The following is a 20,284-nucleotide window of genomic DNA, read 5'->3' on the forward strand; positions in this document are numbered from 1 at the left end:
CTCCGATGGCGCCTGACGAAGTCCTGGTCGGCAAGATGCAGGCACCGCCTCTTCAACGCGTCGGCATCGTGCTCGAACCGCTGAACCATCCCGAGCTCGGTCCGCTCGCCATCGACGACGGCCTGTTCGCCATCGGCCGCACCGAGCCGCCGTTCGCCGCGTATCCGCCCGAGATCGTGGCCGATTTGTCGCGCCGCCATGCGCGCGTCTTCGTCGAGGGTGGCGACGTGTATATCGCCGACCTGGGCAGCAAGAACGGCACCACCGTCAACGGTGTCGCCGTGCGACACGGCATCGTGCGGCTGCACGACGGCGACGAGGTCGGCCTGGCGCGCGTGCTCGCGTACCGGGTGCGGCTGCAGGCGTCTACGCCGGCAGCGGCGCCGGCCGCCCGGCTCGCGAGCCTTACGCTGGAACCGGAGCGTGCCGACCTCGGACTGGAAGCCATCGTCATCACCAGCTTTCCCTTCCTGATCAGCAAGGTGGACGATACGTTCGCGCGCTACAAGGAGAAGGAGCCGCACCAGGTCGGCTATCTGTCGCGCCGCCACGCCCACATCTTCCTCAAGGCGGGCGTGCCGTACGTGGAGGACCTGGGCAGCACGAACGGCACCTTCATCGGTGCGGTGCGGCTCGACGAGCACGCCCATGCGCTGGAGGACGGCGACGTGCTCGCGTTCGGCGGTCATCACTTCGTCTACCGCGTGCGCCTGCAATGGGAACAGGCCGGGCCCGAGCCGACCGTCACGCGGGTGTCGTTGCCGCCGGCGGCCTCCCCCGCGGCGATGGATGCGGACCACACGACGTTCGTCGCGTCGGCCGGCTCCTTCCTCGACATCTTTTGCGCCGACGAGCTGCCCGGCGCGCAGGAAGACGAGGTGAACCCCGCCTCTGCGGAACCGGCCCGCATCAGGCACGACAAGCGCGGGCAGGCCGCCCTGATGACGGCCGCCCTGCTGGATGCAATGGGCGCCGCCGGCGATGCCGACCCCGCGCGCCTGCGCCGCTGGCTGATGACATTGAGCGCGCTGGTGATCGCTGTCATCCTCCTGTTCCAGCTGGCCGGCGCGCCGGAGCGGGCGTTGCAGGGCCTCGTCGACCGCGGCGATTTCGCGACCGCGGCCCGCCTCGCCGACGACCGTCTCGCGCGCGACCCGGACAATGCGGAGGTGAAGGCGCTGGCCACGGAAGCCCTGCTGAAAGCGGAACTGCCGCAGTGGATGGCGGACCTGAAGGCGCGCCGCTTCGACCGCGCCATCCAGGCCGAAACACGCATGCGGCGCCTGAGCACCCATAACGCGGATGCCCGGCCGCTCGTGGCGGAAATCGCCTGGGTCGGCGACGTGGAACGGTTCGTCCATGGGCGCGGCGGCGCGGCGGCCCCCGTGCGCGACGCGGCCGACGGTGCGCGCCTCAGCCGGATGGTGCGCCAGTGGCAGGACGAGCAGCCGGCGCACCAGCGCGCGTTCGCGACGATCTCGGCGTACGTCCCGGCCTTCCGCGACACGTATGCGCAGGCGGCCAGCGACCTGCGCAAGCTGGCCCTGACAGGAGGCGGCGATGGCAACGAGTGACAAACCCCTGCGCCCGCTGATCGGCGCGCTGGAAGACCACGGCGACGAGGGCATCGGCATCCTGACGGCCACGCCGGCGCGCTTCACGCACCTGGCCATCTACGTGATGGTGGCGCTGGTGCTGGTCGGCCTGGCGTGGTCGTTCTTCGGCCGCGCGGATGTGCTCGTGATGGCGCCGGGCACGCTGGTACCGGCATCCGAGGTGCGCCGCCTGTATGCGCCCATCGACGGCGAACTGGCCAACATCTACATCGCCGAGGGACAGCCCGTGCTCAAGGGAGACGTGGTGGCGCGGCTGTACGCACGCGGCGCCATCGAGGCGGCCCGCAATGCGCTGGAGGCGCGCCTGAAACTGGAAGACGCGGAACGCGAATGGAAGGAATTCCCACAAAAGAAAGCTTTATTGGACGAGCGGGTGGCCGCGCTCAAGGAAGCGATGGACACGGAGGAACGCCAGCACGAGCGCCGCCAGGCCGAGGGCACGAGCCGCCTCGCCGCCGGCCAGCGCGCGCAGGCGCAGGAAGCGCGCACGAATCTGGAGGACGCGCGCCGTGCACGGGATGCGGCGCGCGACGAAGCGGCCAAGTACGAGCGCCTGTTCGCGCTGCCGGGCGGCGGCGGGGTCTCGCAACTGCAGGTGGAGGGCAAGAAGAATGCGCTGCAGGCGGCCGAGAACGCGGTGCGCGTGGCGGAATCGCGCGCGAGCGAGCTCTCGGCGCGCCAGAGCCTGGAAACCACCGAGGCCCGCTCGCAGCTGGAGACGAGCGGCCAGCAGCTCGCGAGCCTGCGCCTGCAGTACGAAGCGGCGACGCGCGAGGCGACGAACGTCGAGGAAAAGCTGCGGCTGCAGGTGCAGACGGCGCGCCTGGTGGCGGATGCGGCATCGCGCATCCAGTTCGAGAACATCGACAAGGACAATTTCCTGCGCATCCTTGCGCCCGTGGACGGCGTGATCACGGAGGTGACGTCCACGCAGCCCGGCGATAAGATCCAGGCGAACACCCCGCTGGGCGGCATCGTGCCGAAGAACACGCGGCCCCTGCTCAAGATCGAGATCCCCGAACAGGACCGCGCCTTCCTCCGCGAGGGCTTGCCGGTGCAGGTGAAATTCAACGCCTTTCCATACCAGCGCTACGGCATCATCGACGGCACCTTGCAGACCATCGCGCCCGCGACCCGGGCCTCGCCGCAGACGCGGCTGCCCGTGTACGAAGGCCGCGTCGCCCTCGAGCGCGATCACTACACCGTGGGCGACACGTCGTACCCGCTGCGCTACGGCATGACGGCGAGCGCGGAAATCGTCGTGCGCAAGCGCCGTCTCATCGACCTGGCCTTCGACCCGTTCCGCCAGCTCGGCGGGTGATGCCTATTGCGGCAAGCCGTTGTCGCCGTCGGACGCCGCCTTGAGCTGCAGGAAGACGACGTCCGCCGGCACGGTTTCTCCCGCCCGGAGCTTGGTGCGCGGGTCGTCCATGACGGGTGTCAGCATGAGCTTGCCTTCGACCCGGTCGGCGACGAACCAGGATTTCATCGCAGCCACGTGCACGAGGAAATCGCCGGCGCCGTGACGATAGCGGCTGACGAGCCGTGCCACGGCCGCGTTGCCCAGTTCGGACGCCCGCCAGCCTTCGCGCGACCCGGTGACGAAGATCGAGGTCGCCACGCGGTCGCCGACCTTGACGGGGTACAGGCTACGGCGGATGTCGACGAGCAGCGTTTCCGGATCGGTGTTCCCGGTAAAGGCACGCAGGGCGTCGAGCTGGACCCGGTAGACCTGCAGCGGCTCGCCGAGCGTGGCCTGGCGTACCTCGGCCTCCGACTCGAAACCGAGCGACGCATAGTTGCCGGCATTGACGACCTGCCGGAGCGTGGCCAGGCCATGCTGCGCTGCGGTGTCCTGGCTGTGGTTGGGGCGGGGTTGGCTCGTCTGGCAGCCGCCGAGGAAGAGGACGACCGCAACGACCAACGCGAAAGGAAGTTTGCGCATGTCAGTCACCTTTGTACGTGATGTTGTAATAGTCGTTCCAATGGGTGTGGTCGCCCGTGCGGCTGACGTAATCGGCATACGTCATGATGGTTTCCGTGCCGCCGACGAGCGTGCCCAGATCCGTATAAGGCTCGGGATCGTTGACGTCCACGTATTGCACGCCGTTCACCGTGAAATAGCCTTTTACGACCATCATGTGGCCACCGCCGCCGGGCCAGTGCCAGCTGAATGCGATGGGTTTCTTTTTGCAGTAAATCTGCGATTTGATCTGGCTGAACGTGAGTGCCGTATCGGAGGTCTGGTCGGCCGTAAAACCGTATTTCACGTATTCCGGCCAGCCGCCGTTATTACAGCTTCCGGAATTATTTTCGCAGCACGTCGCGAGGCCGAAACGGTTATTCGCTTCCACGCATTGGGCGACGTCATGGCCCAGGAAACGCATGGTCATCTGGCCGCTCGCCGCCCAGCACCAGTTCGACGCCTGCTGCGGTAATTTCGGGACGTCGATTGTGGATACCAACGGTGGATTACAACAGGCGGATAAAGTTCCCAATAAAAAAATTCCGCCAAGTATATTTGCGCTTTTCATTACGGCGACCCTCCAGCGAGTTCAATCGTTTATTTCCGGAATCATCCACGTATGGATAAACCCTCCCGATAAAGGTATATGCAGATCGGTTGCGAACCCAACCTGATTCCCGTGATTGGTTGAGGCCGCTCATTGATGAATAACGCCATCTTTTAATGCGGTATCATTGCGCCATGCGCCGCCTGATCCTCATCCTGCTGCTGGTCGTCTATCCATTCCAGGTCGCCCTGGCCATGGCGGACAAGTGCTGCGCGATGACGCCGGCCGGCGTGAGCCACCACAGCGTCGTCGCGCCAGGCGTAGACCGGACCGTGTTCGTGGCCGACGACGACGGCGCGTCCCTGGTCGACCCGCACTGCGCGGCCTGCACGTTCGGACATACGGCGTGCCTGCCCGCGGCGTTCGTCGTGATACCGGCCGAGCGCCGGCACGCTTCCAGCATCGCCTTCTTCCCGCCCTACCTCAAAGCGCCGCCCGCGAGCCGTCCCGAACGGCCGCAATGGCCTGCCGCCGCCTGACCCGCGCGCGGCATTGATACCCCACAAATCTCCGCGCGCCTGAATCGACCATTTTCAGGAGCACGCATGAACACATCCAGACAAAGACTGGCGATGTTCGTCCTCGCATCCGCATTGGCATGGCGCTGCGGCGCCGAGCCCCTGCGCGTCGCGGCGGACACCACCCCCATCGACTTATCCACAGCGATCCGGCTCGCCCTCGACCAGCCCGCCGCGCGCGCGGCCGCGCATGAGGTGGCGGCGAGCGAAGCGCTGGTCGGCCAGGCCGGCCGGCTGCCGAATCCCGAGCTGTCCTGGCTGCGCGAAGGCCAGCAGGCCGGCACGCGCACGACCACCGTGCAGATCAACCAGCCGATCGAGCTCGGCGGCAAACGCCGAGCCCGCGTCGCCCTCGCCCAGGGTGCGGCCGACGTGGCGCGCGGCGACCGGCTGGCGCAGCGGCTGGCCATCCGGGCCGACGTCATCGCAGCCTACCATGACGTCCTGATCGCCGGACACCGGCTCGCACTTGCCCAGGCCTTGACGGACCTCGCGCGCCGGACCGTCGACGTGGCGGGCAAGCGCGTCGCGGCCGGGAAGATATCGCCGATCGACGAGACACGGGCCCGCCTCGCGGCCGTCGATGCATCGACCGCGCTGACCCGGGCGACGGCCGCGTTGGCCATCGCCCGCACGACGCTGGCCGCGCTGGTCGGCCGCCCCGCGGACACCCTGGCGCTGGCAGACGACAGCGAGCGGCTGCCGGACCCCGCACCCATCGCGACCTTGCTGGCCCGCGAATCCGCCGCCGTCCGCCGCGCACGCGGCCAGCTCGCGGCGCGGCAGGCCCAGGCGGATGTCGAGCGGGCGGCGCGCGTGCCGGACGTCACGCTGTCCGTGGGCACGCAAAAGGATGACCAGGTGGGCCGGCGCCAGGCCGTCGTCGGCCTGTCCGTGCCGCTGCCCCTGTTCAACCGCAACGAGGATGCCCTGCACGCGGCCTTGCGCCGCACCGACGCGGCGAACGACGAACTGGCTGCGGCCCGGGTCGAGACGGCGGCCGCGCTGACGGCTGCCCACACGCGCTACGCAACGGCGAAACAGGAAGCCCGGCTGCTGCGCGACGACGTCGTGCCGGGCGCGAAGACCGCGTACGAGCAGACGCTGAAAGGATTCGAGTACGGGAAGTTTTCCTTCCTGGACGTGCTCGACGCGCAACGGACGTGGTTCCAGGTGCAGACACGCCACTGGGACAGCCTGGAAACCGCCTGGCGCGCCTGGGCCGACATCGAACGCCTCGCCGGCACCGATCAAGATTGAAGAGAACACCATGACGAAGAAACAGACCCTGGCGATCGCGCTGATGTGCGCGTTCGCCCTCCTCCTGGCCGGACTGATGCTGTTTACGCGCGAGGACTCGGCACCCACGAAAGATGCGCACGGCCACGACGACCGCGGCGCGGAAACAGGCGGCGCAGCGGAAGATGCAGGCGCACGCGGCATCGCGATGACGGCGGCGCAGATCAAGGCGAACGGCATCGCCCTCGACACGGCCGGTCCGGCCACCTTGCGGCAGCGGCTGCACCTGCCCGCGCAAGTCAAAACCGACGCGGAACGCACCGTCGCGCTGGCCGCGCCCGCGCCGGGCATCGTGCAGGCCGTGCTCGTGGCGCCGGGCGCCCTGGTGCGCAAGGGGCAGGCGCTCGTGACGATCCGGAGCCCGGCCATCGCGCAGTGGCGCGCCGACGCCGCCAGCGCGCGCCAACGGCTGCAGCTCGCCCGCACGACGTACCAGCGCGAAAAGGCGCTGTGGGACGAGCGCATCTCGGCCCGCCAGGATCTGGAAGCCGCGGCGACGGCGATGCGGGAAGCGGAGATCGCCGCACAGGCGGCGGCACAGCGCCTGGCCGCCCTGGGCATCGAAGCGGGCGGCGGCGTGTCCAGCAGCGTGACGATGCGCGCACCGCTGAACGGCGTCGTCGTCGAGAAGCCGGCCGTCGCGGGCCAGGCGGTCGACGAAACGAAGCCGTTGCTGACCATCGCCGACCTGTCGCACGTGTGGATCGAAGCGGCCGTACCCGCCGACAGCCTGGGCCAGGTCGGGGCGGGCATGGCGGCGAAGATCAGCGTGGGCACGCAACCGGGCGAGATCGACGGCACCGTCGCATTCGTCGGCCCCGTCCTCGGCGAGACGACGCGCATGGCGACGGCACGCATCGTCCTGCCGAACCGCGACGCGCGCCTGCGGCCGGGCATGCTGGCCAGCGTCGACCTGATGGGGCCGCAGGCGCAGGTGCCGGTGACCGTGTCCGGCGATGCCATTCAGACGATCCACGAGCACAGCGTCGTGTTCGTCCGCACGAAGGCCGGATTCACGCTGCGCGACGTCGTGCCCGGGCGCTCGGACGGCAAGCGGATCGAGATCGTGCGCGGGCTGGCGGCGGGGGATGTCGTCGCGGCCGGCGGCAGCTTCCTGCTGAAGGCGGACCTCGGCAAGAGCGAAGCCGAACACGACGACTGACGAGGCGCCCATGTTCCAACAACTTATCGCATTCGCCATCGCGCGCCGCTGGCTGGTCGTGCTCGCGGTCCTCGCCCTCGCCGGCCTGGGCGTGGTCAACTACCAGCGCCTGCCGATCGACGCCGTGCCCGACATCACGAACGTGCAGGTGCAGATCAACACGGCCGCGCAGGGCTATTCTCCGCTGGAAGTCGAGCAGCGCATCACCTTCCCCATCGAGTCGGCGATGAGCGGCCTGCCCCGGCTCGAGCAGACGCGGTCGCTGTCGCGCTACGGCCTGTCGCAGGTCACCGTCGTCTTCAAGGAAGGCACCGACATCTATTTCGCCCGCCAGCTCGTGAGCGAGCGGCTGCAACAGGCGAAAAGCCGGCTGCCGGACCAGGCCGATCCCGCGCTGGGGCCGATCGCGACGGGCCTGGGCGAGATCTTTTACTGGACGGTCGAAGCGCGCCCGGACGCATTGAAACCGGACGGCACGCCCTATTCTCCGGCCGACCTGCGCGAGATCCAGGACTGGATCGTGGCGCCGCAACTGCGCGGCGTCGCGGGCGTGACGGAAGTGAACACCATTGGCGGCTACCTGAAGGAGTACCAGGTCGCGCCGGACATGGCGAAGCTCACTGCGCGCGGGCTGTCGCTGGCGACCCTGGTCAATGCCATCGACCGCAACAACGTCAACGCGGGCGCCGGCTATATCGAGCGCGGTGGCGAACAATTCGTCGTGCGCACGCCGGGACAAGTGAAAACGCTGGAGGAGATCCGTAACATCGTGCTGGACGTCGTCGACGGCGCACCCGTGCGCGTGCGCGACGTGGCCGACGTGGAGCCGGGCCGCGAACTGCGCACCGGCGCCGCCACGGAGAACGGTCGCGAAGTGGTGCTGGGCGCCGTCTTCATGCTGATCGGCCAGAACAGCCGCGCCGTCGCGGACAGCGCGCGCCGCAAGCTGGACGAGGTCAACCGTTCGCTGCCGCCGGGTGTGCAGGCTTTGCCGGTGTACGACCGCGCCGTGCTGGTGAACAAGGCGATTCGCACCGTCCGCAACAACCTCGTCGAAGGGGCGCTGCTCGTCATCGCGATCCTGTTCGCTTTTCTCGGCAATCTGCGCGCGGCGCTCGTGACGGCGCTCGTCATCCCGCTCACGATGCTGCTCGTGTTCACGGGCATGGTGCAGGCGGGCGTCAGCGCCAACCTGATGAGCCTCGGCGCGCTCGACTTCGGCATCATCATCGACGGCGCCGTCGTCATCGTCGAGAACTGCATCCGCCGGCTCGGGATCGCCCAGGCCGAGGTCGGGCGGCCATTGACTGGCGCGGAACGCCGCACGGAGGTGGCGCTTGCCGCGGCGGAAGCGAGGCGGCCGCTGCTGTTTGGCCAGGTGATCATCATGACGGTCTATCTGCCCCTGCTCGCACTGTCCGGCATCGAAGGCAAGATGTTTCATCCGATGGCGCTCACGGTCGTGATGGCGCTCGTCGGCGCGATGATCCTGTCCGTGACGTTCGTGCCGGCTGCCGTCGCATTGTTCGTCAGCGGCAACGTGGCCGAACACGACAACCGCATGATGCACAAGGCGCGCGACTGGTACCGGCCGCTGCTGGACTGGACCCTGCGCAACCGCCCGGTCGCCCTGACCTTCGCCGTGCTGTCCGTGCTGCTGACAGGCTTGCTGGCGACCCGCCTCGGCACCGAATTCGCGCCGAACCTGAACGAGGGCGATCTCGCCGTGATGACCTTGCGGATTCCCGGCACGAGCCTGCAGCAATCGGTGGCGATGCAGCAGCAGTTGGAGACCGCCCTGCTGCGCGAATTCCCCGAGATCGAACGCGTGTTCGCGCGCATCGGCACGGCCGAGGTGGCGACGGACCCGATGCCGCCGAATGCTGCCGACAGCTATTTGATCCTGCGTCCGGAAAACCAGTGGCCGAAGCCGAGACGAACGCATGCCGAGCTCGTGGCCGCGATCGCGGAAGCGGCCAACCGCATCCCCGGCAACAACTACGAGTTCTCGCAACCGATCCAGCTGCGCTTCAACGAGTTGATCTCGGGCGTGCGCAGCGACGTGGCCGTGAAGGTTTTCGGCGACGACACGGCGACCATGCTCGCGACGGCCCAGCGCATCGCCCAAGTGCTCGATCGGCTGCCGGGCGCCGGCGAAGTGAAAATCGAGCAGACGGGAGGTTTACCGGCGCTGACCCTGGCCGTCGACCGCATCAAGGCCGCGCGCTACGGCCTGAACGTGGCGGACGTGCAGGAAGCGTTCGGCACGCTCGTCGGCGGCCGCGACGTGGGCACCGTGTTCGAAGGCGACCGCCGCTTCGCGATCACGGTGCGCCTGGCGGAAGGGGCGCGCAACGATGTCGACACGCTGCGGCGCCTGCCGATCTCGCTGCCGGCGCGCGATGGGCGGGCCGCCAGCATTCCGCTGTCCGAGATCGCCACGTTGGACTTCGTGCCGGAAGCGAACCAGATCAGCCGCGAGAACGGCAAGCGCCGCATCGTCGTCACGGCCAATGTGCGCGGGCGCGATCTCGGGTCGTTCGTCGCCGCGCTGCAAGCCGACCTGGCCAAGCTGAAACTGCCGGCGGGCGTATGGCTGAGTCTCGGCGGACAATTCGAGAACCTGCGGGCCGCGGGCCAGCGCCTGGCGCTCGTCGTGCCGGCCGCACTGGCGCTCGTGTTCGCGCTGCTGTACCTGATGTTCGGCAGCGTGAAGGATGGCCTGCTCGTGTTCAGCGGCATCCCGTTCGCCATGACGGGCGGCGTGCTGGCGCTGTGGCTGCGCGGATTGCCGCTGTCGATTTCGGCGGCGGTCGGCTTCATCGCGCTGTCCGGCGTGGCCGTGCTGAACGGGCTCGTGATGCTGGCGTTCGTGCGTTCGCTGCGCGACCAGGGCCACTCCGCGCAAGATGCCATGCGCGAAGGGGCGCAGGTACGTTTGCGCGCAGTGCTGATGACGGCGCTCGTCGCCTCGCTGGGCTTTTTGCCGATGGCGCTGGCGACGAGCACGGGCGCGGAAGTGCAGCGGCCGCTGGCGACGGTCGTCATCGGCGGCATCCTGTCGTCGACGGCGCTGACCTTGCTGATCCTGCCGGCCTTGTACACGTGGGCGCATGAAAGTTCCCGCGACCCGGCCTATCGTTGAGCGTCATGGTGCGACCGTCCGGTACGCCATCCGGACCGGCCGCACCTGTGGCAGACTTTGTCATCGCTTATCGCTTACCAACACGGACAAGCACATGGACATCGGACGGATCGAAGCCCTGGCCCTGCGCCCCAGCCTGGCCGCGCCACCCGTGCGCGTGGACGGCGTGAGGGCCATCGCCTACCAGGGACTGGACGGCGACGTGTACGCCGACCCGCTGTCGCCGCGCCAGCTGCTGCTGGCCGGCACGGATGCTTACGACGCGTTCGCGCTGCCGCCGCACACGCTGCGCGAGAACCTGCTCGTGGACGTCGACACGTCGCGGCTCGTCTCCGGCACCGTGCTGCAGGTCGGCGATGGCGCCCTGCTGCGGCTGATGTTCCAGTGCGAAGCCTGCGGGCACCTGGACGCGCACCAACCCGGCCTGTCGACGCGCATCGGCACACGGCGCGGCATGCTGGCGCGTGTGCTGCGCGGCGGCGAGATCCGGCCGGGCGACCGGATCCGCGTGGCGGGCGCGCCGCTGCCCGCGTGGTCGGACGACTGGCGCGAGCGCATCGTCCATGTGCTCGATACACTGCCGCCCGCCAGCGTGATCACGTATAAGCGGCTGGCCCAGGTGGCCGGCATCGCGTCCAGCTATTGCCGCGCTTTCCCGGGCATGATCGCCCGGCTGGGGCCGCGCTACGCGGGCAAGGCCGTGCCCTCGCAAGCGGATATCGACCTGCCGCGCTGGGATGGGCGCGGGTTGTTCGATCCCGCGCCGGTGGAACGGTTGTTTTTCGCCGAGGTCGTGCCGTAGGCTTGCCCGTCAGGCCAGCTGTTCGATCGGCTGCAGGGCGTAGCGGACGTCGCCGCGGTCATCCGCCTGTGGTCCGGTGACGAGACAGGCATCCCAACCCAGTCTCCCGCTCGGCGCGGGGCCGAGGACGGTGCTGCGGACCGCTTCTCCGCGCAGGATCAGTTCGACCTCGTATTCGAGCGTGACGCCGGCCAGCAGGCCCAGCAGGCTTTTGAGGGCGCGCGCCGCGAGGCCACCCGGCAGGAACGACGAGAAACCGGCGTGGTCCAGCGGACCCACCACGACGCGCAGGCGCAGGTCGCGCTGCCACACGCGGTCGCCGGCCATCGCGCTCGTGCCCAGCACGGCGGTGGGGTGGCCGAGGACGGTCTGCTGGGCGGACGGCACGTCGTACCAGGCCCCGACGAATTGCTCGATGCGCACCGGGTGGTCGAAATACTCGGACAGCACGCGCCCCATCTGTACGGCCGAGGGCGGGCGCTGGCGGATCGACGCGGCGAAGTAGCCGATCGATTCGTCCAGCAGGGCGCCGTCCCTGGGATGCGTCAGGCGCCGGCGCAGCGCATTGTGGCCGAGCCCTGCCAGTGCCAGCAGCAGCGGCAGGAAGGTGTCCTGGCCGTCGAGCTGGTATTTGAAGTGCAGCCGGTATTTGCGCCAGGCTGCGTAGAACAGGGCCAGCGAGCGGTTCGAGAACGTGTCCAGCAGCGCGCGTGGACCTTCGTCGGAATGGCGCTGCTGGTGGTCGGCGATGCGCTCCGTGTAATGGGCCGGCAGCACGCCGGTGGCGCTCAACAGGCCCATGAAGGAGGGGGTGACGCGGATGTAGGTGAGCCTGGCTTCCTGCAATGCCTTGCCGAGCGCGTGCGCGCCGCGGTCGAGGTCGCGCGGCTCGGGCTGGATGGCTTCCAGCTGGCTGGCCGGAAATCCCAGCGACGTCGAGTTCTGGAAGCGCACGTAATGCGCGATGGCGTCGTGCTGGGGGCTGCCGTGCCGCTTGAGCCAGAGCTCGAGCATGCGCACGGCCTGGAAGTACTCGAAACGATAGGGTTCCCTGAACAGGCGCTCGATTACAGCAGGCTCAAATCGCCGCTTCTCGGTAGGCATTTCAATAATTCCTCTCCGGTTTTATTGGACACCACCACCAGTTGCGTGAAGCTGTTGGCGTGCACGTACAGGGCGAGAAACCGTTCGATGATGTGGGCGAATGCGTAGATGCCGCTGCCGACGAAGGCTTCCTCGTCGATGAGGATGCGCACTTCCACGCCGCGCACGAGGCAGGTGAACGGATTGCCCGCCATCCACGCGCTGGCGGTACGTTGTTCGATGCCGGCAATGCCGCCGATCTGGCGCTGCGACGATGGCGAACGGGGCAGGTCGTACAGGGCGAGCATCTCGCGGAAGGCGTCGACGCCGCCGTTTGCCAGTGACAAATGGTTCAGCGTCAGGTGCGAGATCAGGCGCCAATGGGCGCTGCGGGCGCTCTCGAAGCGGTAGGTGATGGTGGGCTTGCGCAGGAAGTGGATCGTCTTCATGCTCGAGCCGCCTTCGAGGAACAAATCGCCGCCGAGCTGGCCATAGGAGAGTGAGGCCGGCAGGTCGCGGTTGCTGCAGATGAGTTCGATGTTCAGCGTTTGCGTCTCGACGGCGGCCGGATCGAAGTCGATGTCGACGATGGCGATCTGTGTCTCGTACCCGGGGCTGCGCTCGGCCAGCGTCTCGTCGCGCCGCAGCACCCAGTAATGCCCGTTCCGCTCGGGCGTCTGGGCGTGCTTGAGCGAGTAAAACGGGTGGAATTCGACGACGGTTTCTCCCTGCGGCGTCTGGCGCACGAGGTTGACGGATTCGATGGATTGCACTTCGTAGGCGAAGGCGCGGCGTGCGTCGGCCAGCACGGGGTAGCTGGCGCTCGCGTGGGTCAGGCGGATCGGCTCGCCGCGCTGCGGGAACAGGTTGATGACGGGCGTGCAGCCGAGCAGCAGGTTGTTGGTCGACAGCGTGCCGAGCATGCGCGCCGTGTTCGAATCCGCGCGCAGGCCCGCCAGCGCCAGGTGCAGCGTCACCGTCGTCGCGCCGGCCGCCAGCGCGGTCGGCAGCGCGGCCATGAGTGCGGCCAAGTCGATGTCGAAAAAGTTGAACTTGTCGGGGAAGCAGAAGTACTCCGTCAGCAGGCGGTAAGCGGCATGCGAGCGCGCGGGAAAATCGATCAGGGCTTCGTCGTCGGCGAAGCCGGCGGGCTCGATCGGGATCGCGCCCAGGGGAAACCAGCGGCCATTGCGGTCCGCCTCGACGTATGCGCCCGCGGCCCGCATGAACAACGTGTCGCGCAACGCCGCGCAGAACGACGGTTCGCCGTCGATGAACACGCGCAGGCGCGGCAGGGCCAGCCGGCCGAGGCGCAACTGGTCGGCCGTGGCGGTGAGCGTCAGGCTCAGGCCGGAGCCGGCGCCTTCCGGCAGGCGTACGGCTTCCGGATGGTCGATGATGGCGGAGAACGCGGCCCTGGTGAGCGCAAGCGGCGCGACGGTGACGGGATAAACGGTGCGGAACGTGCAGGCCGCGCCGCGCACGGGCCGCGTACTCAGCGCGGTGCCGCGCGGGAGGACGCCGATGCCCGTCTGCTGGTTGGCGGTCCCCCCGAAATCCATCTGGGCGATCGAACAGGAGGGAAACGGGCGCAGGTAATGGGGGTACAGGACGTCGAACAGCGCTTCCGTGAATTCGGGATAGTCGTCATCGAGCCGCTTCGCGATACGCGCGTTCAGCAGCGCGAACGATTCGATCATGCGTTCGGTGTGCGGGTCTTCGCACACTTCGCCGCTGATGAGCAGGCGGCCCGCGATCTTCGGATAGCGCTCGGCGAATTCGCGCAGGTGACGGCGCAAGTGGCCGAGCTCGCGCTCGTAATACGGTAGCAATTGTTCCAAGCTTAGCCTCGCGCGGACGCGGCCGGCGACGCCCTGCCCGCCTTGTTGATGCTGTATTGCAGGGTCGACGGCTGCAGCAGCGCGTCGAAATTGACCGGTTCTTCCGATGCGCTGGCGACGAGCACCGCCGTGATCGAAAACTTCAGGCGGTTCACCGCACTCTCGTCGCGCACTTCGAGTACCGCCTTCACGTTGCGCAGGCGCGGTTCATGGCGGGCGATGGTTTTTTCGAGGCAGTCGCAGATGTAAGCGCGGTCGCTCGGGCTCGACAGCGAGCGGTCGGCGAAATCCGTCAAGCCGTAGGTCACGAGCGACTCGCTGCACTCGGGGAAACCCTGCAGTGAATTTTCGGGAATGACGGAGCGCGTGTTCAACAACGCCTCGAGGTCGCGCGCGACGGCATCCTTGAAATCCTCGGCGGTGATGCGCGAGACGGAGGCGTTACCGGCGCCGCGCACCGATGTGCCCAGCAGACGGTCGAAAAAACCAGGCGTGAATCCTTCCATCGAACTCCTCCATGCCGGCGGCGCAAGCGGGCATCTTTACACAGTCGGGCGCGAAAAAATAGTTCAGTTGGGCAAGACCCACGGTTACTTTGAGCAGTAGCAAAACTGCAGGTCATAGCAGAAAAAAAACCGTCATGAAGGACTAAGGTGATCGACTTGGGACAAGTCAATGACTGGAGGACATGCATGACGAGCACGATGATCGGCAACATGGCCAGCAAAGTATTGTGGGGAGAGGGTCTGCTCCTGCGTCCGCAGCATTTCCAGCGCCAGGACCAGTACCATGAACACCGCCTGTACAAGAGCATCCGGGCCGTACACCCGTATGCCTGGGGCATCGAAACACTGCAGATCGACCGCGAGGCGCTGTCCAGCAACGTGTTGCGCATCCTCGAACTCGCACTGCGCTTCCAGGACGGCGAACTGGTCGATGCGCCGGGTGCCGACGAACTGCCCGACACCGTCGACCTCAGCCAGTTGCCGCAATCCCAGCAAACCGTCACGTATTACGCCGCCCTGCCCGGCCTCAAACCCTTCAGCGGCAATTTCGCCCAGCCGGGCCAGCCGACCAAGACGGTCCGCTTCGTGCAAACCAATGAGGAAACGCCCGACCTCTACACGCAAGCGGCGCCGGCGTCCGTGTCCTACCTCAGGAAAACCGTGCGTCTCGTCCCGGAATTCGAGCCGCGCGACGCCTACCTCAGCTTTCCGGTGCTGCGCCTGCGGCGCGCCCCGTCCGGCGGCTTCGAGATGGACCCGTCCTTCCTGCCGCCCAGCCTGTCGGTGGGTGCCGCACCCGCCCTGTTCCAGCAGGTGCGCCGCCTGCTCGAGGCGCTGCAGGCCAAGGTGAGTTCGCTGTATGGCCACCACCGCGAGCCGAGCCGCAACGTGATCGAATTCCGTTCCGGTGACATGTCGTCGTTCTGGCTATTGCACACCGCCAGTTCCGCGTGCGCATCGCTATCCCACTACGTGCACCATCCCGACCTGCACCCGGAACGCCTGCACGAACAATTGCTGGGCGTGGGCGGCGCGCTGATGACGTTTTCGAAAAGCTGGACGCTGACCGACCTGCCGGTGTACCAGCACGCCGATCCCGGTCCCGGCTTTGCCAAGCTGTTCCAGATCATCCGTGAACTGCTCGACACCGTGATCTCGTCGAAGTACTTCGCCATTGTCCTGAACGAAGTGCGGCCGTCGTACCACCACGGCATGCTCGACTCCGGCAAGATCGACGACAAGACGACCTTCTACGTCGCCGTCTCGGCCGATATCCCGACGCTGGAACTCGTCGACACCGTGCCGCTGCGTTTCAAGGTCGGCGCGCCGGACGACGTCGAGAAATGCGTGCTGTCGGCCCTGCCCGGCGTGCGCCTGCAATACGCGCCACAATTGCCCGCCGCCGTGCCAGTGCGCCCCGACACGTGCTATTTCATCCTCGATGCCAAGGGACAAATGTACGAGCGCATGCTGCAGGCGCAATCGATGGCGATCTACGTGCCGTCGGGGATGAAGGGGCTGAAGCTGGAACTGCTGGCTGTCGCTGCGTGAGTCCGCGGTGCATGTTCCTCGTTGAACTCATCGCAGGCCAGCAGGCCACTATCGACAAACTTTGACGCCACACCATCATGTCGACACCTCTTACCGCCGAACCGCTCCCCGCTTCCCATACAGTCCCCGGCTGGATCAGGCAGGCCCTCATCGCTGCCACCGTCTTCGTCGCCTGCTGGGGCGGCGCGATCGTCTGGTGGCGCGCGAGCGGGAGCGTGCCCGCCACGTCGGAATGGATGCTGGTGCTGTTCGGCCTGCCTGTAGCCCTGCTGCTGGCGGGCTTCATCGGATACAAACGGATCGCGCAACGCAGCACCACCGTCCAGGCCGACGCGCTGCCCGCCGCACCCGCACGACCGGCCAGCGCCGCCACGCGCCCGGCGCACGCGCGGCACCTGGCGATCCTCGCGACGGCACTGCGCGCTCCGCAGGGTGTGTCCGCCGAAGAACTGGCGGCCGCCATCGCGGACAACAAGGCACGCCCGGGTCTGGACCGGGAACTCGTCGACGACGACGGCTTCCCCGTGATGTGCGCGCGCTGCGAGGACGCGCTAGACGAGGCGCTGCGGGAAGACATCACCGACTGGCTGGCGGCGCACGGAGCCAGTGAGGCAAACTTCAGCGACGAGCAGTGGCGCGCGCTGACGCTGGCAAGCAGCGTGGTCGCGGAACTCGCGGGACGTGCCGCGATCGAGTGGGCCGTGCGCGACGATGCCATGCCCGGGCTCCAGGTGCTGCCGCTGCTGCCTGCGGATTGGTCCGAGGGACAGCGCGATGCCGCTGCGGCGTGGCTGCGGCATGCGGCGGCGCAGGCCGGATGGCGTGGCGAGATCGGTGCGGCCATGTGCGGCACCGATCCCGTGACCGGCATTACTGCGGCCGGCGCAGCGCCCGGTGTCACGCTCGTGGTGGCGGCAGCGTCCCATGTGGGCGAGGCAACGGTCGCACGCTGGGCGTCGGAACAGGTCTTGTTCACGGCCGCGCAGCCGCAGGGGTTGATGCCGGGCGAGGGCGCCGCCGGCCTATTGCTGGGCGGCGCGGCGCTGGCCGGGGCATCCGATGGCCAGGCGGTGGCGCTGCTCGCGCCGCTCGCGGAAGTGCAGGTCGCGGAGCCGGCCGACACACGCAGGCGCGGTACCGACCGCGTGCTCGCGGGATTCGTCGAGCGCACGCTCGCCGATGCAGGTGCCGGTGCGGATGGCGTGGCGATGATCGTCGCCGATACCGGCCACCGCTCGCGCCCGGTGTACGAGCTGATGGAATACGCAGCCACGACGATGCGGCAGCTCGACGGCAGCGCGGACATCGTACGTGTCGGGGCATCGAGCGGCGCATGCGGCGTCGTCCCGTTCGTGACGGCGCTCGCGCTGGGCGCGCACTACGCGGGTGCGCGCCACGCGCCGGTGCTGTGCCTCGCCAACGAGACGCCGGGCCGCCGCATCGCCACGCTCGTGCAACCCGTGGATTGAACTCTCAGCGGGCCGGCGCGCGCCATGCCTGCGTGCGGCCCAGCACGTGGCTGTCGATGGATCCCTTCCTGGCCAGCTGGCCGCCGATGCCGAAGTTCAGCAGGCAGACATCTTCGTCTTCGTTTTCCCGTCCCTGGAAGCGGCGTGCCCACGGATCGCGCGTCGTGTCGTCCTGCGCGGGGCGGCGTGCCGCTGCAGCCGTCCGCGCGGCGCGGCGTGGTTGCGCCGGTTCGTCGAGCACGGCGGCATGCTGGCCGCTGGCGCTGCAGGAGACGAGTGAGCAGACGTTCACGTCTTGCGCAAATGCGGGGAGCGGTATGAGAAGCGCGGCGGCGGCCAGCGGGAGGAGCTTCCTGATCAAACCGGATGTCATGGTCTGCACCTTGTCGATGACGATGCGGCCACTCTAGCGGGTTGCGCGCGCAGGTCGATGTCCGATTGTGTCGGACGCGCGTCCCGACACATGCGCTTGCAAAAATCCTGCGCTACCATGAGTCCCGTAACTCAACGCACGGAGGAGACGACACATGATTTATCAAGGCAGCTGCCACTGCGGCCAGGTGGCGTATGAAGTGGAGGGCGAGATCCAGGGCGCCCTCGCCTGCAATTGTTCGATGTGCCAGCGCAAGGGATCGCTGCTCTGGTTCGTGCCGCGTGCGCAGTTCCGCCTGCGCACGCCCGAGGACGCGGCCGCCACCTACACGTTCAACAAGCACGTCATCCAGCACCGCTTCTGTCCCACGTGCGGCATCCATCCGTATGCGGAAGGGGTCGATCCGAAGGGGAATCCGATGGCGGCCATCAACCTGCGCTGCATCGAGGGTATCGATCTCGACGCGATTCCCGTGCAGCACTACGACGGCCGCGACGCCTGACCTTCAGTTCAGGCGCGGCGCGATCACGAGTTCCGGCTGCGGCCGCGGTGCGTGGGCGGACAGCTCCGCCGGCGCCACTTCCTGCGGCAGCGCGACGATGCGTTCCCACAGCGCGAAGCCGGCCGTGCGGTTGGCCTTGCTGAGCTGGTAGGCGGGCAAGGCGTCCATGCCGTGGGCCATCCACAGCGCTTCGTACGAGGGTGTCAGGCGCGCGTCGTGCCAGGCTTCGGAGAGGGGCGCGAAGGTTTCCTGCAGGACGGCCGCCGTGCTGCGCATGCGCACCCAGCGGTGGTTCAGCCAGCCGTTTTCTTTTTCGACGGGGTTCAGGAAACGCTCGATCACCTGGCGCGCCGCCTCTTCTCCGCTGCGGCTCATCACGTCGATGGCGGCGCGCGTCATGTTCAGGTTCAGCCCACCCTCTTTTTTCGTATGGCGGATCTGCACGACGCGGTCGCGGTAGCCCGGGGTGCGCTTCAGGGCTTCGTCGCGCCACGTGCGGATCGTGCGCAGGATGGCGCCCGCGAAGCGCGGCAGCGACGGGCGGCCGTCGGTGTCGTCGACCGGCATGTACGCGGCCGTCACCCCGGTGTTGTTGTTCGTCGGGAGAGACACGCGCGCGTCGAACGGGTCGTCGTCGGCGAGGTCGTCCTGCAGGGTGACGCCGAAGGTCGGACGGGTCGGGAGGATGTTGTCGAAAAAGTGAATGGGGAAGTTGCTGGTCAGGCCGCCGTCCGAGAACCAGACGCGCAGCAGGTCGACGCCTTCCCCATGCACCGGCAGCGCGCGCAGGCGGTACAGGGGTACGGCCTGCAGCAGCACGGGAAAACTGAGGCTCATGCGCGCGGCCACCACGAGCGGCAGGTCGTCCGGATCGGGCATGAAGTAGTAATCCTCGCCACCGGCGTTCATGCGTTCCAGTACCGTCACCGTGCGTGCGCCGTGGCGCGTATGGCGCGAGTGCGCCGTCATCCAGTCGACGATCGCGGGCGGGAACAGGGCGGCCATTTCCGAGGCGCGGAATACGAGGTCGGCGCTCGAATGCGGCAGCCGGTGTGCGCGCAGTTCGGAGAGGCCCGTCGTCATCAGGGCCAGTTCGATCGGCGGCTCGGACGTGCGCAGCAGCCCGAACGTCAATGGGGTGTCGAGCGGGAGACCGGCGATGTCCTGCACGAGGCCATGCAGCCATTCCGTCAGCGCGGGCGGATTGTCCGCGGACGTGCGCAGGCCGGAGCAGATGCCGCAGCGGTTGGCGCGCAGCCCGCGCCACGCCGACCACGTGGCCTGCAGCAGCGCCCCGGCCAGCGCGCCCACGAACATGCACAAGCCGAACCACAGGACGCTGGCGAGACCGACGAGGGGCACGCTCGGCCAGTGTCCGCCGAGCAGGCTGCTGCTGATCAGAAAGCCCAGCAGCCACATGCCCCCGCCCACCACGGCACCGAGCGGGAAATTCCACAGCATGGCGAGGGATAGATAGCCGCAGGCTTTCGACTTGCTCGTTTCGTTGAGCGCCGCCGCGATCACGCGGAAGTGCGGACGCAGCGCGGCGCAGGGCTGGAACAGCGAGAACAGCCGGGTGTGCGCGCCGACGGCTTCCTGCAGGCTGCCGGGCAGCCGGGCCAGGAGATGGAAACCGTCGTCCTCGCCCTGCCCGTCCTTGCGCACGCGGTTGCGCTTGAACTGGGCCGCCGCCGCCGCGATGGCCGCCACGGCGCCGACGCTCGTCCCGCCGATCGAGCGCAAGGTGAACTTTTCGGCCAGCCGCGCCACGAACGCGGGGTAGACCACGCCGGAGGTCACGCCCCCCTCCATCACGATATCGCATTCTTTCGGTAGAAAATCGT

At 67.9% G+C, this 20,284-nt stretch carries 18 protein-coding genes; 11 read left to right on the forward strand and 7 right to left on the reverse strand.

All coding sequences use genetic code 11. The features are described 5' to 3' along the window. Window positions 1–5 precede the first annotated feature (5 nt). Together ACEN9G_RS13035 and ACEN9G_RS13040 are read left to right on the forward strand one after the other, a co-directional pair. On the forward strand, window positions 6–1,574 hold the full coding sequence (locus ACEN9G_RS13035) for an FHA domain-containing protein (protein ID WP_483126694.1): 1,569 nt from the start codon (window positions 6–8) through the stop codon (window positions 1,572–1,574). Continuing rightward, entirely contained in the window at window positions 1,561–2,937 is a 1,377-nt protein-coding gene (locus ACEN9G_RS13040; RefSeq protein WP_483126695.1) for a beta-barrel domain-containing protein, read from the forward strand. The genes ACEN9G_RS13035 and ACEN9G_RS13040 overlap by 14 nt, the downstream gene beginning before the upstream one ends. Window positions 2,938–2,940: 3 nt before the next feature. On the opposite strand, the gene ACEN9G_RS13045 is transcribed toward ACEN9G_RS13040, so the two are convergent. Continuing rightward, window positions 2,941–3,561 carry a hypothetical protein gene (locus tag ACEN9G_RS13045; RefSeq protein ID WP_413344962.1) on the reverse strand — a complete coding sequence of 207 codons (621 nt, stop codon included), beginning with the start codon at window positions 3,559–3,561 and terminating at the stop codon, window positions 2,941–2,943. A 1-nt stretch (window position 3,562) separates the two neighbouring features. Then, window positions 3,563–4,114, reverse strand: a complete 552-nt coding sequence (locus ACEN9G_RS13050; protein ID WP_413344964.1) for a C39 family peptidase — start codon at window positions 4,112–4,114, stop codon at window positions 3,563–3,565. Between ACEN9G_RS13050 and ACEN9G_RS13055 the strand changes: the two genes are divergently transcribed. The 6 genes from ACEN9G_RS13055 (at window position 4,002) to ACEN9G_RS13080 (ending at window position 11,115) form a co-directional block, all read left to right on the forward strand. Further along, the gene (locus ACEN9G_RS13055) at window positions 4,002–4,256 is read left to right on the forward strand and encodes a hypothetical protein (RefSeq protein ID WP_413344970.1); all 255 of its coding nucleotides are present in this window, start codon (window positions 4,002–4,004) and stop codon (window positions 4,254–4,256) included. The genes ACEN9G_RS13050 and ACEN9G_RS13055 overlap by 113 nt on opposite strands. Before the next feature lie 49 nt (window positions 4,257–4,305). Next, entirely contained in the window at window positions 4,306–4,668 is a 363-nt protein-coding gene (locus ACEN9G_RS13060; protein ID WP_413344966.1) for a hypothetical protein, read from the forward strand. A 66-nt stretch (window positions 4,669–4,734) separates the two neighbouring features. Continuing rightward, on the forward strand, window positions 4,735–5,967 hold the full coding sequence (locus tag ACEN9G_RS13065) for a TolC family protein (RefSeq protein WP_483126696.1): 1,233 nt from the start codon (window positions 4,735–4,737) through the stop codon (window positions 5,965–5,967). A gap of 10 nt (window positions 5,968–5,977) precedes the next feature. After that, window positions 5,978–7,168 carry an efflux RND transporter periplasmic adaptor subunit gene (locus ACEN9G_RS13070; RefSeq protein WP_483126697.1) on the forward strand — a complete coding sequence of 397 codons (1,191 nt, stop codon included), beginning with the start codon at window positions 5,978–5,980 and terminating at the stop codon, window positions 7,166–7,168. 10 nt (window positions 7,169–7,178) lie between these two features. Then, complete coding sequence (locus tag ACEN9G_RS13075; RefSeq protein WP_413338991.1) at window positions 7,179–10,313, forward strand: efflux RND transporter permease subunit; 3,135 nt, start codon at window positions 7,179–7,181, stop codon at window positions 10,311–10,313. Window positions 10,314–10,407: 94 nt separating this feature from the next. Next, the gene (locus tag ACEN9G_RS13080; protein ID WP_413338992.1) at window positions 10,408–11,115 is read left to right on the forward strand and encodes an MOSC domain-containing protein; all 708 of its coding nucleotides are present in this window, start codon (window positions 10,408–10,410) and stop codon (window positions 11,113–11,115) included. A gap of 9 nt (window positions 11,116–11,124) precedes the next feature. Here the strand turns inward: ACEN9G_RS13080 and tssG are convergent, their stop codons facing one another. From tssG to tssE, 3 genes are read right to left on the reverse strand one after another with little or no spacing between them, the layout of a single operon-like run. Beyond that, the gene (tssG, locus tag ACEN9G_RS13085) at window positions 11,125–12,219 is read right to left on the reverse strand and encodes a type VI secretion system baseplate subunit TssG (protein WP_413338993.1); all 1,095 of its coding nucleotides are present in this window, start codon (window positions 12,217–12,219) and stop codon (window positions 11,125–11,127) included. After that, the gene (tssF, locus tag ACEN9G_RS13090) at window positions 12,183–14,039 is read right to left on the reverse strand and encodes a type VI secretion system baseplate subunit TssF (RefSeq protein ID WP_413338994.1); all 1,857 of its coding nucleotides are present in this window, start codon (window positions 14,037–14,039) and stop codon (window positions 12,183–12,185) included. Before tssF ends, tssG begins: the two co-directional genes overlap by 37 nt. A gap of 2 nt (window positions 14,040–14,041) precedes the next feature. Further along, window positions 14,042–14,545: a type VI secretion system baseplate subunit TssE gene (gene tssE, locus ACEN9G_RS13095; protein WP_413338996.1), complete on the reverse strand. Its 504-nt coding sequence runs from the start codon at window positions 14,543–14,545 to the stop codon at window positions 14,042–14,044. Window positions 14,546–14,755: 210 nt separating this feature from the next. Between tssE and tssK the strand changes: the two genes are divergently transcribed. Beyond that, on the forward strand, window positions 14,756–16,096 hold the full coding sequence (tssK, locus tag ACEN9G_RS13100) for a type VI secretion system baseplate subunit TssK (RefSeq protein WP_413339010.1): 1,341 nt from the start codon (window positions 14,756–14,758) through the stop codon (window positions 16,094–16,096). 77 nt (window positions 16,097–16,173) lie between these two features. Then, window positions 16,174–17,565, forward strand: coding sequence for a hypothetical protein (locus ACEN9G_RS13105; RefSeq protein WP_413338998.1), 1,392 nt, complete (start codon window positions 16,174–16,176; stop codon window positions 17,563–17,565). A 4-nt stretch (window positions 17,566–17,569) separates the two neighbouring features. On the opposite strand, the gene ACEN9G_RS13110 is transcribed toward ACEN9G_RS13105, so the two are convergent. Beyond that, complete coding sequence (locus ACEN9G_RS13110; RefSeq protein WP_413339000.1) at window positions 17,570–17,938, reverse strand: hypothetical protein; 369 nt, start codon at window positions 17,936–17,938, stop codon at window positions 17,570–17,572. Between the two features lie 154 nt (window positions 17,939–18,092). Between ACEN9G_RS13110 and ACEN9G_RS13115 the strand changes: the two genes are divergently transcribed. Then, window positions 18,093–18,440, forward strand: coding sequence for a GFA family protein (locus ACEN9G_RS13115; protein ID WP_413339002.1), 348 nt, complete (start codon window positions 18,093–18,095; stop codon window positions 18,438–18,440). A 3-nt stretch (window positions 18,441–18,443) separates the two neighbouring features. On the opposite strand, the gene ACEN9G_RS13120 is transcribed toward ACEN9G_RS13115, so the two are convergent. Then, complete coding sequence (locus ACEN9G_RS13120; RefSeq protein WP_413339004.1) at window positions 18,444–20,240, reverse strand: patatin-like phospholipase domain-containing protein; 1,797 nt, start codon at window positions 20,238–20,240, stop codon at window positions 18,444–18,446. Window positions 20,241–20,284: the final 44 nt, after the last annotated feature.

Source organism: Massilia sp. Masssp94 (genome assembly GCF_059491305.1).